The sequence below is a fragment of the Streptomyces sp. NBC_01525 genome, from assembly GCF_045040405.1.
Lineage (GTDB): Bacteria > Actinomycetota > Actinomycetes > Streptomycetales > Streptomycetaceae > Streptomyces > Streptomyces benahoarensis.
On record NZ_CP109397.1, the window covers coordinates 5146167 to 5162964 of the forward strand.

Annotated in this window: 11 protein-coding genes; 9 read left to right on the forward strand and 2 right to left on the reverse strand. The window is 73.0% G+C overall.

From position 1 onward, the window contains the following. Positions 1-362 precede the first annotated feature (362 nt). From OG422_RS23140 to OG422_RS23165, 6 genes are all read left to right on the forward strand, one after another. Positions 363-1613, forward strand: a complete 1251-nt coding sequence (locus OG422_RS23140; RefSeq protein WP_405745062.1) for an extracellular solute-binding protein — start codon at positions 363-365, stop codon at positions 1611-1613. A 175-nt stretch (positions 1614-1788) separates the two neighbouring features. Then, a complete protein-coding gene (locus OG422_RS23145) occupies positions 1789-2949 on the forward strand; it encodes an ABC transporter ATP-binding protein (protein ID WP_405745065.1) in 1161 nt (386 codons plus the stop codon). After that, on the forward strand, positions 2946-3878 hold the full coding sequence (locus tag OG422_RS23150) for an ABC transporter permease (RefSeq protein WP_143945449.1): 933 nt from the start codon (positions 2946-2948) through the stop codon (positions 3876-3878). Before OG422_RS23145 ends, OG422_RS23150 begins: the two co-directional genes overlap by 4 nt. Then, complete coding sequence (locus OG422_RS23155) at positions 3878-4717, forward strand: ABC transporter permease (RefSeq protein ID WP_405745068.1); 840 nt, start codon at positions 3878-3880, stop codon at positions 4715-4717. Before OG422_RS23150 ends, OG422_RS23155 begins: the two co-directional genes overlap by 1 nt. A gap of 5 nt (positions 4718-4722) precedes the next feature. After that, entirely contained in the window at positions 4723-6138 is a 1416-nt protein-coding gene (locus OG422_RS23160) for an NAD(P)/FAD-dependent oxidoreductase (RefSeq protein WP_405745071.1), read from the forward strand. A 332-nt stretch (positions 6139-6470) separates the two neighbouring features. Further along, the gene (locus OG422_RS23165; RefSeq protein WP_405745073.1) at positions 6471-6923 is read left to right on the forward strand and encodes a bifunctional DNA primase/polymerase; all 453 of its coding nucleotides are present in this window, start codon (positions 6471-6473) and stop codon (positions 6921-6923) included. Between the two features lie 259 nt (positions 6924-7182). Here the strand turns inward: OG422_RS23165 and OG422_RS23170 are convergent, their stop codons facing one another. After that, positions 7183-8016 carry a phosphatase PAP2 family protein gene (locus OG422_RS23170; protein ID WP_405745076.1) on the reverse strand — a complete coding sequence of 278 codons (834 nt, stop codon included), beginning with the start codon at positions 8014-8016 and terminating at the stop codon, positions 7183-7185. Between the two features lie 671 nt (positions 8017-8687). Next, complete coding sequence (gene gabT / locus OG422_RS23175) at positions 8688-10037, reverse strand: 4-aminobutyrate--2-oxoglutarate transaminase (RefSeq protein ID WP_143944762.1); 1350 nt, start codon at positions 10035-10037, stop codon at positions 8688-8690. Positions 10038-10286: 249 nt separating this feature from the next. Here gabT and OG422_RS23180 point away from each other — a divergent pair, with 249 nt between their 5' ends. From OG422_RS23180 to OG422_RS23190, 3 genes are all read left to right on the forward strand, one after another. Then, positions 10287-12449, forward strand: coding sequence for an ATP-binding protein (locus OG422_RS23180; protein WP_405745079.1), 2163 nt, complete (start codon positions 10287-10289; stop codon positions 12447-12449). 401 nt (positions 12450-12850) lie between these two features. After that, positions 12851-14512: a PucR family transcriptional regulator gene (locus tag OG422_RS23185; protein WP_405745082.1), complete on the forward strand. Its 1662-nt coding sequence runs from the start codon at positions 12851-12853 to the stop codon at positions 14510-14512. Between the two features lie 361 nt (positions 14513-14873). Beyond that, positions 14874-16331, forward strand: a complete 1458-nt coding sequence (locus OG422_RS23190) for an aldehyde dehydrogenase family protein (protein WP_405745085.1) — start codon at positions 14874-14876, stop codon at positions 16329-16331. The last annotated feature ends 467 nt before the right edge of the window (positions 16332-16798 follow it).

Sequence of the window (16798 nt, forward strand, 5' to 3'; positions counted from 1 at the left end):
CGCGTGAACCTGTACCGCCCCGTGCGCTCCGAGTCGCCCCCGGCGGCCCCGCCGCCCCGTGCGGGCCGCCCCGTGCCCCGCGCAGGGGGCGGCACAGGCCGCGACACGCAGCCTCCGGCCCCCCGTCGCACGGCCCCGTGCCCATCGCGTAACCGCCCCGCGGCCCCGCCCGGCACCAACCGCCCCCCGGCGCGCACCCGCCACCGCGCGCCGAGCCCTCGCCCCCGCACAACCGCCCCACCCCCGCAAAGAACCCCTCCGCGTGACGCCCCGGCGCCACGCCCATCCCCCCGGCCGCCAGCGCCGCGCGGCAACGTCAGCACCGGCACCATGCCGGTCCACCCGGAAAGGGCCATCCGCGCATGGAGCACCACGAGCAACAGCCCGCCCCGCTCTCCCCGCCCGAGGTCGCCGCGGTGCGCCGCAGCATGCGCGACGGCCGTCTCGCCATGACCCGCCGCTCCATGCTGCGCGCGAGCGCACTCGCCGCCACCGCGCTCGGTGGCTCGTTCGCCCTGTCCGCGTGCGGCATCCCGCCCGCCGGCCGTACCGACGCGGCGCGGACGCCCGACCACTCGGCCGAGGAGAAACGTCTCGCCTTCTCCAACTGGACCGAGTACATGGATGTCAGCGACGACGGCAAGCACCGGCCCACCCTGGAGGCGTTCACCCGCCGCACCGGCATCACCGTCAGGTACACCGAGGACATCAACGACAACGACGAGTTCTTCGGCAAGATCCAGGCCCAGCTCGTGGCGGGCCAGGACACCGGCCGCGACCTGATCGTGCTCACCGACTGGCTGTGCGCCCGGATGATCTCCCTGGGCTGGGTCCAGCGGCTCGACCACGCCCACCTCCCGCACGCCACGGCCCACCTCGCCGAGCAGTTCCGCCGCCCCGCCTGGGACCCCGGTCGCGCCCACTCCTACCCCTGGCAGGGCATCCCCGCGCTCATCGCGTACAACAAGAAGGCCACCGGCGGCCGCACCGTCGACTCCGTCAGCCAACTGCTGGACGACCCGCGCCTCAAGGGACGCGTCGGCTTCCTCTCCGAGATGCGCGACAGCGTCGGGCTGACCCTCCTCGACATGGGCAAACGCCCCGAGGACGTCACCGCCGACGCGTACGACGCGGCCCTGGCCCGGATCCGTAAGGGCGTCGACGCGGGACAGATCCGCCGCTTCACCGGCAACGACTACACCAACGACCTCGACAAGGGCGACCTCGCCGCCTGCATCGCCTGGGCCGGTGACATCGTCCAGCTCCAGCAGGACAACCCGGACATCGCCTACGCCGTCCCCAAGGCCGGGTACATGATCTCGTCCGACAACTTGATGGTCCCGAACGGGGCGCGCCACAAGCGGAACGCGGAACGCCTCATCGACTACTACTACGAACCCAAGGCCGCCGCCCGGCTCGCCGCGTACATCAACTACACCTGCCCCGTCGACGGCGTCCGCGACGAACTCGCGAAGATCGACAAGGGGCTGGCGGACAATCCGCTAATCCTTCCCGGCCCGGACATGGCCGCGCGGTCCCACGCCTTCCGTGCGCTCAGCGCCGAGGAGAGCAAGGAGTACGCACAGAAGTTCTCCGACCTCACCGGCTCCTGAACGGGACGCCCCGCCGCGCCTCATGCGCCGGGCCCCATGCGCCGGGCCCCATGCGCGGGGCCCGAGGCGCCGCGCCCCATGCATTGCCCCTCCCAGCCCCCCCACGGCCCCACGCCCCTGCCCCACGCCCCCGCCCCATGCGCCGCTTCGACCTCCGAGACACGGGACGACCGACATGACGAAGACCGCAAGCCCCCAGCGCGGCAGCGGCGGCGACGTCCGCCTGCGCCGGATCAGCAAGACGTACGGCTCCTTCACCGCCGTCCACCCGCTCGACCTCACCGTCCCCGCAGGCTCCTTCTTCGCGCTCCTCGGCGCGTCGGGCTGCGGCAAGACCACCACCCTGCGGATGATCGCCGGTCTGGAGGACCCCACCACCGGCACCGTCGAGCTCTCCGGCGCGGACGTCACCGCCCTGCCGCCCTACAAGCGCCACGTCAACACCGTCTTCCAGAACTACGCGCTCTTCCCCCACCTCGACATCTACGAGAACGTCGCGTTCGGCCTGCGCCGCCGCGGCATCAAGTCCGTGAAGAAGCAGGTCGAGGAGATGCTCGACCTCGTCCAGCTCGGCCCCATGGCGCGCCGCAAACCGCAGCAGCTCTCCGGCGGCCAGCAGCAGCGCGTCGCGGTCGCCCGCGCCCTGATCAACCACCCCCAGGTGCTGCTCCTCGACGAACCGCTCGGCGCCCTCGACCTCAAACTCCGCCGTCAGATGCAGCTCGAACTCAAACGCATCCAGACCGAGGTCGGCATCACGTTCGTGCACGTCACACACGACCAGGAAGAGGCCATGACGATGGCCGACACCGTCGCCGTGATGAACGGCGGCCGCGTCGAACAACTCGGCGCCCCCGCCGACCTCTACGAGAACCCCGCCACCACCTTCGTCGCCAACTTCCTGGGCACCTCCAACCTCATCGAAGCCGAGGTCACCGGCGCCGACGGCGACGATCTGCTGCTGCGCGCCGCCAGCCGCGCGCTCCGCGCTCCGGCCCGCCGCTGCCCCGGCACCGCCCGCACGGGGGACAAGCTGCTCGCTGGGGTCCGCCCCGAGAAAATGGCCCTGGCCCACCCCGACGACACCGTCCCCGAGGCCCACAACCGGCTGTCCGGCCGCATCAAGGACGCCGCGTTCATCGGCGTCTCCACGCAGTACCTCCTCGATGTCCCCGGCGTTGGCGAACTCGCCGTCTACGAGCAGAACATCGCCCGCGACGGCCGCCTCGTGCCCGGCGCCGACGTCGTCGCGCACTGGAGCGGCGCGCACACCTTCGGTCTCGACGCCGCCCAGGACATCAGCGCCGGGGCCGACGCCGACGAGGAGGCCGCGTGAGCACCGTCACCGAGGCCCCCGCGCCCGCCCCCGAGGCCGCGCCGCCCGAGGTCCGCACGCCGCCGCTGCGCAAACGGCTCGTCCCGTACTGGCTGCTGCTGCCCGGCATCGCCTGGCTCGTCGTCTTCTTCGCCGCGCCGCTCGTCTACCAGGCGTCGACGTCCCTGCAGACCGGCTCCCTGGAGGACGGCTTCCGCGTCACCTGGCATGTCGCCACGTACGGGGACGCGCTCGTCCAGTACTGGCCGCAGTTCGTCCGCTCCGTGCTCTACGCCGCCACCGCGACGGGGCTGTGCCTGCTGCTCGGCTACCCGCTCGCCTACCTCATCGCCTTCAAGGCCGGACGGTGGCGCAACCTGGTGATGATCCTCGTCATCGCCCCGTTCTTCACCAGCTTCCTGATCCGCACCCTCGCCTGGAAGACGATCCTCGCCGACGGCGGCCCTGTGGTGGGCGCCCTGAACGCGCTCCACGTCCTGGACGTCACCAGCTGGCTGGGCCTCACCGACGGCCACCGGGTCCTCGCCACCCCGCTCGCCGTGGTCTGCGGCCTCACCTACAACTTCCTGCCGTTCATGGTCCTGCCGCTCTACACCTCGCTGGAACGCATCGACCCACGGCTGCACGAGGCCGCCGGCGACCTCTACGCGCGCCCCGCCGCCACCTTCCGCCGCGTGACGTTCCCGCTGTCCATGCCCGGCGTCGTCGCCGGCACCCTGCTGACCTTCATCCCCGCCACCGGCGACTACATCAACGCCGAACTCCTCGGCTCCACCGACCAGAAGATGATCGGCAACGTCATCCAGTCGCAGTTCCTGCGCGTCCTGGACTACCCCACCGCCGCCGCGCTCTCGTTCCTCCTCATGGCGGCGATCCTCGCCATGGTCACCTTCTACATCCGCAAGTCCGGGACGGAGGACCTGGTCTGATGACCGTCCACGAGACCACCGACGCCGCCCCACGCGCCCGCACCATGCGGCGCCCCGGCAGGCTCCGCCGCCACCTCGTCACCCTCGCCGGACTGTGCACGCTGGTCTATCTGGTCCTGCCCAACGTCATCGTCCTGATCTTCTCGTTCAACAAGCCCAACGGCCGCTTCAACTACCAGTGGCAGCGCTTCTCGACCGACGCCTGGACCGACCCGTGCGGCGTCGCCGACCTCTGCGGCTCCCTGGGACTCAGTCTGCGGATAGCCGTCTGGGCCACGCTCGGCGCCACCGCCCTCGGCACCATGATCGCCTTCGCGCTGGCCCGCTACCGCTTCCGCGCCCGCTCCACCGTCAACACCCTGATCTTCCTGCCGATGGCGATGCCCGAGGTCGTCATGGCCGCGTCGCTGGCCACCCTCTTCCTCAACATGGGCATCCCGTTCGGTTTCTGGACGATCCTCATCGCCCACATCATGTTCTGCCTGAGCTTCGTCGTCACCGCCGTCAAAGCCCGCGTGATGAGCATGGACCCGCGCCTCGAACAGGCCGCCCAGGACCTCTACGCCACCCCCGTACAGACCTTCCTGCGGGTGACGCTGCCGATCGCCGCCCCCGGCATCGCCGCGGGCGCGCTGCTCTCCTTCGCGCTCTCCTTCGACGACTTCATCATCACCAACTTCAACGCCGGCTCCACCGTGACCTTCCCCATGTTCGTCTGGGGATCGGCGCAGCGGGGCACGCCCGTTCAGATCAATGTCATCGGTACGGCGATGTTCCTCATCGCCGTCGTGTGCGTCGTCGTCGGCCAACTGGCCGGCACCCGCAGAAAGAGGAGCTGAGAACCATGGCACGAGCTGCCATGAACGCCCCGTCCGCCCTCGCGGACGCCACCCCCGCCCCGTTCTGGCTCGACGACCCCGACCGCCCCGCCGCGCTGCCCGCCCTCACCGGCGACACCCACTGCGATCTGCTCGTCGTCGGCGGCGGCTACTCCGGACTGTGGACCGCGCTGCTCGCCAAGGAACGCGACCCGCACCGGGACGTCCTGCTCATCGAGGGTGCCGAAACCGGCTGGGCCGCCTCCGGACGCAACGGCGGCTTCTGCGCCGCCTCCCTCACCCACGGTCTCGGCAACGGCCTCGCCCGCTGGCCCGGCGAACTCGCCCGCCTCGAAGAACTCGGCCTGCGCAACCTCGACGCCATCGAGGACACCGTCACCCGCCACGGCATCGACTGCGCCTTCGAACGCACCGGTGAGATCGACATCGCCACCCGGCCCCACCAGATCGCCGAACTCCAGGAGGCGGCCGAGGACGCCGCCCGCCTCGGTCACAGTGACCGGTACACCTTCCTCGACCGGGACGCCCTGCGCGCCGAAGTCGACTCACCGACCTTCCACGCCGGTCTGTGGGACCGCGATGGCGTCGCCATGCTGAACCCGGCGCGCCTCGCATGGGGCCTGAAACGCGCCTGCCGCGACCTCGGCGTCCGCTTCCACGAACACACCCGCGCCACGGCCCTCGCCCCGTACCGCGGCGCCATGGCCGTCCGTACCCCCTACGGCCGCGTCTTCGCGCGCCAGGTCGCGCTCGGCACCAATGCGTTCCCGTCCCTGGTGCGACGTGTCCGCCCGTACATCGTCCCGGTCTACGACCACGTGCTGATGACCGAACCGCTCACCGAGGAGCAGCGCGCCGCCATCGGCTGGCGCGGCCGCCAGGGTCTCTCCGACAGCAACAACCACTTCCACTACTTCCGCCTCACCGCCGACCACCGCATCCTGTGGGGCGGCTACGACATCGTCTACCGCTACGGCGGCGGCGTACGCGCCGAGTACGACCACCATCCCGCCACCTACGCCAAGCTCGCCCGGCACTTCTTCCAGTGCTTCCCCCAGCTGGAAGGGCTCCGCTTCAGCCACGCATGGGGCGGCGCCATCGACACCTGCTCCCGCTTCTCCGCCTTCTTCGGCACCGCACACAAGGGACGCGTCGCGTACGCCGCGGGCTACACCGGCCTCGGCGTGGGCGCCACCCGCTTCGGCGCCGAGGTGATGCTCGACCTCCTCTCCGGCGAGCGCACCGAACGCACCGAGCTGGAGATGGTCCGCAGCAAGCCCCTGCCGTTCCCGCCCGAACCGCTGCGCTGGGCCGGGATCGGGATCACCCAGTGGTCGATGACCCGCGCCGACGCCCGCGAGGGCCGCCGCAACCTGTGGCTGAAGGCGATGGACACGGCGGGGTTGGGGTTCGACAGCTGAGGGTGGCGGAGGCGGTGTATGGGGCGCGTTGCGTGGGGCCTGCTGCGTGGGGCCTGCTGCATGGGGCCCGCGCCCCATGCAGCGGCCCCATGCTGGAACGGCGGCTACGTGGGGCGCTGCCTCTCCTCGTACGGTGACCCACCACTGTATGAGCGGCCCGCTGCACCCCGGCTGACGCTCCGTCGTGACCATGCGCGTCGTCGCCTTGCGACGCGATATTTCCGGCTGCACACACCGGCGGAAAAATTGCTCCGCCGACCCGTGTAAGGATGCCGCCTCCGCACCCTCTCCCCGTGGACCTGTCCGAACGGGCCGGGAGAGCGAGGAATGACATGAACGCCGCAGGGGCGAAGCACGCAGTGGACTGGCTGGTATCGGCGGCGACCGATCCCGACGCCTGCCGGTGGGCATGGGAACGCAGCCCGTTGGGGGTGGCTCTCCTTCCGGCCGGCAAGCGGTGGGACGTGCTGATCGTCGACGGGAAACTCGGCTACCCCACCCTCGACGTCCTGACATGGGTGACGCCCCGGCCCGGCCCCGTCCTGTCCGATTTCGGAGACTCCCGCATGGGCTTCTTCGTCCCGCCGGGCACCGCCACGCGCTGGCTGGGCACCGGGATACGGGGCGCGGGCAAGGGCACCTGGATCGTCGTCCCGTACCCGGGCCGGGCCACCGGAGGCGTCCGCTGGATCGTTCCTCCGGATGGCCGGGGCACGCTCAACGACCCCGGTCTCCTCGAACTCGCCCTGCACGAAGCGGCAGCGGTACTCGCCCGCGACGCCTGACGGGAACGGCCGCCGGACGGGGCACGGCGCGCACCGCACCATGCAGCGCGCCGCACCTGCGGTGCGGCCGCTCCCCACGGTTACGCGCCCCTCCGTGGCGTGCACGGCCCGTACGGCGCGCAGCGTGCGCATGGGGCGGTCGGTACCGGGGGCATGTGCGCCTGGGGCATCCCGCTATGGGGCATGCGGCTGGGCATGGGGCGTGGCGCCCGGGCACGGGGCATGGGGCCCGATGTGCGGCGCATGGGGCCGCGGCGCCTCACACCGGGGCAGCGCATGAGGCGCGATGCGGGTCAGAGCCACCCGTGGACCCGGCCCCGTACCAGCGGGCGCAGACCGCGGACCAGAGCGTCAGCAACACCCCGGACAGGCACCAGCTCGCCACCACGTCCATCGGCCAGTGGTAGCCCTGCCGTACCAGCCCCACGCCGACACCCACGTTCACCAGGACGACGGATACGGAGAGGGCCGCCGCACCACGCCCGCGCACGGTGCGGCCGGACCGCCGTCGGCCGTGCAGGAGCAACAACGCCACGAGGCCGTACGCGACCGCGGCGGTGGCGGCGTGACCGGAGGGATAGAACCCGTCAGGGTGCGCCCCCGCCATGCGCGGCGGCCCCGGCCGCCCGATCCAGACCTTCGCGGGAACGACCACCGCCGGTACGAGGACCATCGTGCAGAGCGCGGCGAGCGACGGCAGCCACCGCCGCACCCGCACGGGGCCGGGCCACCCAGAAGCGCACCGTACGGAGCCGACATACCCTGCGCGTCCCGCCTCCGGCCCATCCACCGGTGTCTCCCCGCCCCGCGGCGACCGGCACGGGCTCTCCACCCTGCCCCGCGCCCCATGCGGGCCGGTGCCCCCGCCCCGTTCGGCGCCCCATGCGTGCCGCGAGGCTCGTACGGAGCGCCAAAGTGTCCCGGCGACCGCCGCCAGAAGTACCGGCAGCGCGACGGTGGTGCTGCCGAGATCGGCGAAGAACTGCGCGACTGGTGCCGGGACGGCGCTGCCGCTGAGCGCGAGGCCGCACCGTTCGTCCAGCGTCCGCAGCGCACCGTGCGCGGCCACCTGCCAGGTGAGCAGCGCGAACACCAGCAGGCAGAACAGGGCCTGGGCGGTGTACCGGTACCGAGGGCGCCCGGTGGTGGGGCCGCCGTGTCCGGGCAGAGAAAACGGCCGCCTCGGAACAGGGGGGATGATTCCGAGGCGGCCGCGCGGATCGGGGTACCGCCCGCCCCGGGGGGTCTGGGGCGGGCGGCCGTCCGATCGGTGAGGATTCCCGGAGCCGGAGGCCCCGGAGTTGTGCGCGAGGGCACGGCCTGGTCGGAGCCGGTGAAGCGCCGACCAGGTGTCGCTCGCAGTCCCCTGCGAGCGGGGTGTATCTCTCATCTGCAGAAACCGTACGGCACCCGGAACGCGCCCGACAGGCGGATCACCCGGCCGCCATTGCCCCCGCACATCTTCTTCACGCTGCCGCCCCTCTCACCTGCACGGGACACCCCATGCGCAGGCCCCGTCCCCGCGCATGGGGCCCAGGCACGGGCCCCACACACCCCGGCCCGGGACGTGGTCCGTGCCGCGCCCCGGGCCGGGGCGCCGTAGGTGTGGGGCGGGGCGACGCTGCCGCCGGACGCAATCCGTACCGGTGCGCCCGGGGCGACGGAGCGAGTCCGGCGGCCGATGGGAACCGGGGCCCCGACGGGCTGTCGAGTCCAGGCCGACGCCCCCGTAAGCGGCCCCATGCCGCCCCGTCCGCGTCCGGCTCAGAGCGCAGCGAGCGCCGTCTCGAGGATGTCCAGACCCTCGTTGAGCAGGTCCTCGCCGATGACCAGCGGCGGCAGGAAGCGGACCACGTTGCTGTACGTACCGGTGGTCAGGACCAGCAGGCCCTCCTGGTGGCACGCCTTCGCGAGCGCGGCGGTGGCCTCGGCGTTCGGCTCCTTCGAACCGGACTTGACCAGCTCGATCGCGATCATCGCGCCACGTCCGCGGACCTCGCCGATGATGTCGAACTTCTCCGCCATCGTGCCCAGGCGCGCCTTCATGATCTCGCCGATCCGGCGGGCCTTGGCGTTCAGGTCCAGCTCACGCATGGTCTCGATGGAGCCCAGCGCCGCCGCGCACGCCACCGGGTTGCCGCCGTACGTGCCGCCGAGGCCGCCCGCGTGCGCCGCGTCCATCATCTCGGCGCGGCCGGTGACCGCGGCCAGCGGCAGACCGCCGGCGATGCCCTTGGCGGTGGTGATCAGGTCCGGGACGATGTTCTCGTCCTCGCACGCGAACCACTGCCCCGTGCGGCAGAAGCCGGACTGGATCTCGTCGGCGACGAAGACGATGCCGTTCTCCTTCGCGAAGTTCGCGATGGCGGGCAGGAAGCCCTTCGCCGGCTCGATGAAGCCGCCCTCACCGAGCACCGGCTCGATGATGATCGCCGCGACGTTCTCCGCGCCGATCTGCTTGGTGATCTGTGAGATGGCCTGCTCGGCGGCCTCCTGCGCACAGTTCTCCGGGCCGGTCAGCCAGCGGTACGGGTAGGCCAGCGGCACCCGGTAGACCTCGGGCGCGAACGGGCCGAAACCGTGCTTGTACGGCATGTTCTTCGCGGTCAGCGCCATCGTGAGGTTCGTACGGCCGTGGTAACCGTGGTCGAACACGACAACTGCCTGGCGCTTGGTGTAGGCGCGGGCGACCTTCACCGCGTTCTCCACCGCCTCCGCGCCCGAGTTGAACAGCGCGGACTTCTTCGCGTGGTCGCCCGGCGTCAGCTCCGCGAGCTGCTCACACACCTCGACGTACGGCTCGTACGGCGTGACCATGGCGCAGGTGTGGGTGAAGTCCGCGAGCTGCGCGGTGGCGCGGCGCACCACGGCCTCGGCGCTGTTGCCGACCGACGTCACGGCGATGCCGGAGCCGAAGTCGATGAGGGAGTTGCCGTCGACGTCCTCCAGGACGCCGCCGCCGGCGCGCTGGATGAAGACGGGCAGCACCGCACCGACGCCACCCGCCACGGTGGCCTGCTTACGCTCCCACAGCGCCTGCGACTTGGGGCCGGGGATCGCGGTGACGACGCGACGCTCCTGGGGGAGGGCGGGGCCTCCGGACAGTTCGGTCATGGCAGTCTCCTGGGGGTGGAAGGGGACGTACGAAAGGTCTTTTCTCGCAGGCTAGGGGTGGTGGGCCGGGTCTGGCATGTTCCGTTCGGGAGAAGTGCGCGTGTTGCGTTGTCCGCGCCGGACATAGCGACGGCGCGGGGCCAGTAGATTGAGCGGCGGCGCACCGCACGGCGGCGCACCCGCGCCGTCGCCGAAGCGGACGGTCCACGAACGACGCAGGCACAGTCCAAGGGGGACGAGGGGCACCGGATGGACACCGAGGGCACGCACGACGCACCGCACACCGTTCCGCCGCCACCGCACGGAGCACCCCGACCCGAACCCACCGTCCCGCGCCCCGCGGCACCGCCCGTCGCCCCGTCGGCGGCCGCCCCGCCGCCTCCCGCGGCCCCGCCGCCCGTCCCGCATGAGGCGGCGTCCGAACCCCCGGTTCTGCGCTGGCTGCGCACCCCCCGCCCCGCCGCCGCGCCGGGCATCTGGACGTACGGCCACCGCCCCCGCCCGGCCGCCGACCCCGACCGTGCCCCGTTGCGCCAGCTGATCAGCGGTGCGGTCATCTCGGGCCTGTGCGGGTGGCTGCTGTGGTCGTTGTTGTGGAACAACTACCTGGGCAATTACTGGGTGTGGCCGCTCTACGCCCTCACCCCGGACTCCTGGCGCACCAGCGGCACCTTCGCCGTCTGGATCGTCAACTTCTACTACGGGGTGTGGATCGCGGGTATCGCCACGATCTTCGGCCGTCTCGGCCGCTGGCCCGAACTGTTCCGCCGGGTGGCCGGCCCGCTGCTGCGGCGGATGGGGGAGGGCGCTCCCGTGGCGAAGCCCGAACCGGCCGTGGACCGGGCGCAGTGGCCCGAGCTGCGCGCCGCGGGCGCCGTCGACGCCGCCGACAAGCTCACCGCCGAGGCCCGCGCGGGGCGGATGAACGACGTCGACGTCGCCCGCATCGACCACGCATGGCGCGCCGCACGGGGCGGCGCGGGCGGCGTCTCCTCCTTCACCGACACCGTCCTGCGGCACGGCGCCGCCGCCGAGGCGCACCCGTCCGGCGCACGCGATCTGTCCCGCCGGACCGCCCACCACGACCTCCTGGCGCACCAGGTACGCATCGGTGTCGCCGCCGACCACGAACGCAACCCGCACCAGCACCGCGGCGCCGGACTCGCCCTCGATCCGGGCCTGTTGGGCACCTCTCTGCTTGCCGTCGGCCCGTCGGGCAGCGGCAAGACCAGCCGGGTGCTCAAGCCGGTCGTCGAGTCGATGTGCCTCCAAGCGCTCGCCCGGCGGTGCGCCGTCGTCGCCGTCGGCCCCGTGGGCGCGGACCTCGGCCCCGATGACGCCTTCGACGTGGTGGTCCGCGTCGGCCGCCCCGGCCAGGACACCGACCTCGATCTCTACGGCGGCACCACCGACCCCGACGAGGCGGCGGGCATTCTCGCCGAGGCGCTGGTCGGCGATCTGGCGACCGGGCAGCAGGGCGCGGACGGCCGACGCGCGGCGACCGCACTGGGGCAGCTCCTCGGCCCGTTCCGGACCGCCCACAGTCGTTTCCCCTCGGTGCCGGAGCTGCGCGAACTCCTCGACGGTGCGCAGGAGCCGGTGGCGGAGCTGCGTGAGGCCCTGCGAGCCGCCGGTGCCACGGCGCAGCTGCGTGAACTGGATGCCCGTGCCCGGCAGTCCGAGCGTCCGGGTGACACCGGGGCGCTGCTCGCCGACCGGATCGCGCTGCTGGACCGCCCCGCCTTCGCTGGATTCTTCGACACCACGGGGCGCACCCGTCAGGTGTCGCTGCGCTCCCTCGACCAGCCGCTGCGGGTACGCGTCGAACTCCCGGAACGGGGCCACGCCGAGGCGTCACGGATCCTCGCGCGGCTGGTGCTGGCCCAGTTCACCGAGGCCGCGGTGGCCCGCACCGACCGCTCCCTCTTCGCCTGTCTGGTCCTGGACGAGGCGGCGCACACCATCACCGCCGAGGCGCTGCGGGGCCTGCAGCGGCTGCGAGCGGCCAACGCGGGCGTGGTGCTGACGCTCCGTGCGCTGGACGACGTCCCCGAGGCGCTGCGTAGCGCGCTGCTCGGCGCGGTCGGGTGCCGGATGGCGTTCGCCGGCGTTACGACCTGGGACGGGGCGCGGTTCGCCGAGGTGTGGGGCAAGGAGTGGGTGGAGACCCGCGACGTCACCGACCGGCAGATCATCGCGTACAGCGCCGCGGGCAAGGTGTTCCACATGTTCCGCCAACTGGCCACGGGCAAGGCGGCCACGGCCAAGGCGATCACCGTCCGCACCGTCGAGCGCGAACGATGGTCCGCCTCCGACCTCGCCAACGCCGTCCCGCCCGGTCATGCGGTGCTGTCGGTCACCTCGGTACGCGGCGAACACGCGCCTCCGGTGCTGGTGGACCTGCAGAAGTAGCGGGGCGGGGTGGGGCGGCGCTCCGTGCGCGCCGCCCCAGGGAGCGCGCCAACACTTCCTGCATGGGGCGGCTCCACGCGCGGTGCCTCAGGGGAGTGCCCAGGCCCCGTCAGCAGCGCCCCATGCGAATGCCCCATGCGCGGCTCACTGTGGGCGCGCCGCCCCGCGTGAAGAGCCCCGGCCCCACACCGCCCGCGCCCTGCCCCCGTACCTGCCGCGCCCCATGCGGCGCGGCATGGGGCGGATGCGCCCTGGTCGGCGGCTCGTGCCGCCCGGTTGCTTCGACCGCCACTGAGGCAGAATCGGTGGTGACCGTTCCTACGGGACGGCCCCACCACGGGCGTGCCGCCCCCGTCCCACCGGCGGTGGCCGCCGCCCCCCCCGTCGCCGTCGAAGGTTCCATGCCGCACACCCTCGCCTCCCTCGTCAACCACACCGCGCTCAAGCTGACCGTGCTCGCGGGCGAGGAGCGGCTCGACGTCCCCGTGCGCTGGGCCCACGCCAGCGAGCTGATCGACCCGGTGCCCTATATGGAGGGCGGTGAGCTGCTGCTGATCACCGCGCTGAAACTGGACGCCGAGGACGAGGAGACCGCGCGCGCCTACGTACGCCGGGTGGCCCGCGCGGGAGTCATCGGTCTCGGCTTCGCGATCGGGGTCAACTACGACGAGGTGCCCGAGGCGCTCGTCGCCGCGGCACGCGCCGAGGGGCTGCCGCTGTTCGGCGTGCCCCGCCGGACCCCGTTCATCGCCATCAGCAAGGCAGTGTCCGCCGCCGTCGCCGCTGACCAGTACCGCGCCGTGACCGCCGGGTTCGAGGCGCAGCGGGAACTGACCCGCGCCGCGCTGAGCGCCGAGGGCCCGGCCGAACTGCTGGCCCGACTCGCCGCTCACCTGGACGGCTGGGCCGCGCTGTACGACGCGTCCGGCGCCGTGCTGGCCGCCGCGCCCGAATGGGCGGCCCGCCGCGCCGCCCGGCTCACCGCCGACGTCGCCCGGCTGCGGGAGCGCCCCGCGCCCGCCAGCGCGGTGATCAGCGTGGCGGAGGGCGACGACCGCGTCGAACTCCAGTCACTGGGCACGGGGCGGCGGGCACGGGGCGTCCTTGCTGTCGGCACAGGGGCGGCCCTGGGCACGGCGCAACGCTACGCCGTCCACTCCGCCGTGGCCCTCCTGACGCTCGCCACGGAGCGCTCCCGTGCCCTCCAGGACGCCGAGGCCCGGCTCGCCTCCGCCGTGCTGAAGATGCTGCTGGTCGGCGAGCCGGACCATGCGCGGTCCGTGGCGGGACGGCTCTACGGAGGCTTGCTGGAGGCCCCGTTCCGGGTGCTGGTCGCCGAACCGGTGGCCGGTGACGACGGCGCCGCCCGCACGGGGCCCGGTGTGCTCGACGGCCTCGCGGACGCCCTGGAGTCCGCCGCCGCCCGCACGGGGGAGGCGGTGCTCGTCGTTCCTGAGACGGGGCGGCTGACGGCTCTGGTCGCCGACGACGGGGCCGCGGCCGACGCGTGCGCCCGCTTCGCCGCGGACGCCGAGGACCGTCCGGACGCGCCGTCCGCGCCGCGTGGCGGCGCGCCCCGTGGCGAGGCCCCGTACGGCGGTGAGGGGCTGGCGGCCGGGCTCTCCGCCCCGACCGGTCCCGCCGCCGCGCCGACCGCGCACTGCCAGGCCGAACAGGCGCTCTCCGTTGCCCGTCGGCGGAGCCGCGCGCTGATCGAGCACGAGGACGTCGCCGCCGGATCCGTCCTTCCCCTGCTCGCCGACGACGCCGTCCGGGCCTTCGCCGACGGGCTGCTGCGCGCCCTGCGGCAGCACGACGCGACCGGCCGGGGCGATCTGGTGGCTTCGCTCCGCGCCTGGCTCTCGCGGCACGGGCAGTGGGACGCCGCCGCCGCCGACCTCGGGGTGCACCGCCACACCCTCCGGTACCGGATGCGGCGCGTCGAGGAGATCCTCGGCCGCTCCCTGGATGACGCGGACGTCCGGATGGAACTGTGGCTCGCCCTCAAGGCGACCTCGGGCACCGCGGACACACACGGCACACCGGGTACACCGGGGGAATGAACACACATGCCCCGGCCTTACGCTCCGCTGGGGCATGGGGCATGGGGCATGGGGCATGGGGCATGGGGCATGGGGCATGGGGCATGGGGCATGGGGCATGGGGCATGGGGCATGGGGCATGGGGCATGGGGCATGGGGCATGGGGCATGGGGGCGCCACTCGTGCCAGCCCTTTCCGCCTCGCGCCGCCCCCATGGCGCCCCTGCCTCGTCCACCGCGGAGAGACACACGGATGGATTGCGCCGCTTCGGACAAACGCCACGGCGGCGTCGCACCCCTACGGTGGGGGCAGAGTCGACAGCGCGGATCTGCTCGCCGGTCCGTGCGTACCACCCACCACTTCGGAAGGGCCGGGATCCACTGTGCCGAACAATGCTGCAGCCCCCACCGCCTTTTGGGTCGCCGGCCGCGAGGCCGCCGGTGACACCACCTTCGACGTCACCTCCCCCTGGGACGGACGTCTCGTCGGCACGGTGAGCGTCCCGACCGAGGAGCAGGTCGAGGAGGCCATCGCCGCCGCCCTCGCCGTCCAGGACGAGTTCGCCGCCACCCCCGCCCACGTCCGCGCCGCTGCCCTCAGCCACGTCGAGCACCGGCTGGTCGAGCGTACGGAGGAGATCGCGCAGCTGATCTCCGCGGAGAACGGCAAGCCCATCAAGTGGGCGCGCGGTGAGGTCGGCCGCGCCGTGTCCGTCTTCCGCTTCGCGGCCGAGGAGGCCCGCCGGTTCAACGGCGGCGAGGCGCAGCGGCTCGACACGGACGGTGGCGGCGCCGGCCGCCTCGCGCTGACCCGCCGCTTCCCGCGCGGCACGGTGCTGGGCATCGCCCCGTTCAACTTCCCGCTCAACCTCTGCGCCCACAAGGTCGCCCCCGCCATCGCGGCAGGCGTGCCGATCTTCCTCAAGCCCGCCCCCGCCACGCCGCTGTCCGGTCTGATCCTCGGTGAACTCCTCGCCGAGACCGACCTCCCGGCCGGTTCCTGGTCGATCCTGCCGGTCCCCAACGACCGCATGGCGGCGCTGGTCCAGGACGAGCGGCTGCCGGTCATCTCGTTCACCGGTTCCGAAAAGGTCGGCTACGACATCCTCGACTCGGTGCCCCGTAAGCACTGCACCCTGGAGCTCGGTGGCAACGGCGCGGCCGTCATCCTCGGCGACTACGCCTCCGAGGCGGACCTGGACTGGGCGGCCCAGCGGATCGCCACCTTCTCCAACTACCAGGGCGGCCAGTCCTGCATCTCGGTGCAGCGGGTGATCGCCGACGCGCAGCTCTACGACCGCCTGGTGCCCAAGATCGTTGCGGCGGTCGAGGCGCAGGTTACCGGCGACCCGTCCGACGCCGCGACCGAGGTTGGCCCGCTGGTCAGCGAGGCCGCGGCCGAGCGCGTCGAGGCGTGGGTGGACGAGGCCGTCGCATCCGGCGCCAAGCTGCTCACCGGTGGCAAGCGGGAGGGCGCCTCGTACGCGCCGACCGTGCTCGCCGAGCTGCCCGCCGACACCACCCTCGCCTGCGAGGAGGTCTTCGGCCCGGTGCTCTCGGTCGCGAAGGTTGACGGAGAGGCCGCCGCGTTCGCCGCGGTCAACGACTCCAAGTACGGGCTCCAGGCCGGGGTGTTCACCCACGACGTACAGGCGGCGTTCCGTGCGCACCGTGCGCTGGAGGTCGGTGGCGTGATCATCGGCGATGTGCCGTCGTACCGCGCCGACCAGATGCCGTACGGCGGCGCCAAGCTCTCCGGCGTCGGCCGTGAGGGCGTCCGCTACGCCATGGACGACTACACCTACGAGCGGGTCCTGGTGCTGACCGGCATCGACCTCTGAGGGACGGTGCCCGGCCCACCGGCCGCGGCACGCCCCGTTCGCCCGACCCGGTCTGGACCGGTGGACAGCGCGGTCGCCCCGAGACCGTCACATGAGTCCAGGCCAGGTGCCGGTCCGTTCCTCCCGTGGACCGGCCCCGGCCGCGGCGCGCTCCGGCATCCTGTTCCGGAGCGCGCCGCGCCCCCCTTGGGGCCCGGCCCCGGGGCTCTCCAGATCTTGACCGTACGGCCCCGCGCGGGCCGTTTCTTCGTGTCTGAGGGGGCTCGGCCCGTGTCCCGCGCCCCCTGCCCTGCGTATGGGGCAGCGGCCCTCAGGCAGGGGGCGGCTACCCGTCCCATGCATGGGGCAGCCGCGCCCCTGTGCATGGAGCAGCCGCCTCCCCCGCGCGCATGGGGCAGGAGCCGCGGCCTCGCCCCATGCGGCGGCCCGCGCCTCGGCCCCATGCAACAGCTCCCGCCCGGCCCCAT

Excerpts from the sequence above, each read along its gene's own strand:
- OG422_RS23155 (WP_405745068.1), top strand. The coding sequence starts at position 3,878 with ATGACCGTCCACGAGACCACCGACGCCGCCCCACGCGCCCGCACCATG.
- OG422_RS23180 (WP_405745079.1), top strand. The coding sequence starts at position 10,287 with ATGGACACCGAGGGCACGCACGACGCACCGCACACCGTTCCGCCGCCA.
- OG422_RS23145 (WP_405745065.1), top strand. The coding sequence starts at position 1,789 with ATGACGAAGACCGCAAGCCCCCAGCGCGGCAGCGGCGGCGACGTCCGC.
- OG422_RS23160 (WP_405745071.1), top strand. The coding sequence starts at position 4,723 with ATGGCACGAGCTGCCATGAACGCCCCGTCCGCCCTCGCGGACGCCACC.
- OG422_RS23165 (WP_405745073.1), top strand. The coding sequence starts at position 6,471 with ATGAACGCCGCAGGGGCGAAGCACGCAGTGGACTGGCTGGTATCGGCG.
- OG422_RS23140 (WP_405745062.1), top strand. The coding sequence starts at position 363 with ATGGAGCACCACGAGCAACAGCCCGCCCCGCTCTCCCCGCCCGAGGTC.
- gabT (WP_143944762.1), bottom strand. The coding sequence starts at position 10,037 with ATGACCGAACTGTCCGGAGGCCCCGCCCTCCCCCAGGAGCGTCGCGTC.
- OG422_RS23185 (WP_405745082.1), top strand. The coding sequence starts at position 12,851 with ATGCCGCACACCCTCGCCTCCCTCGTCAACCACACCGCGCTCAAGCTG.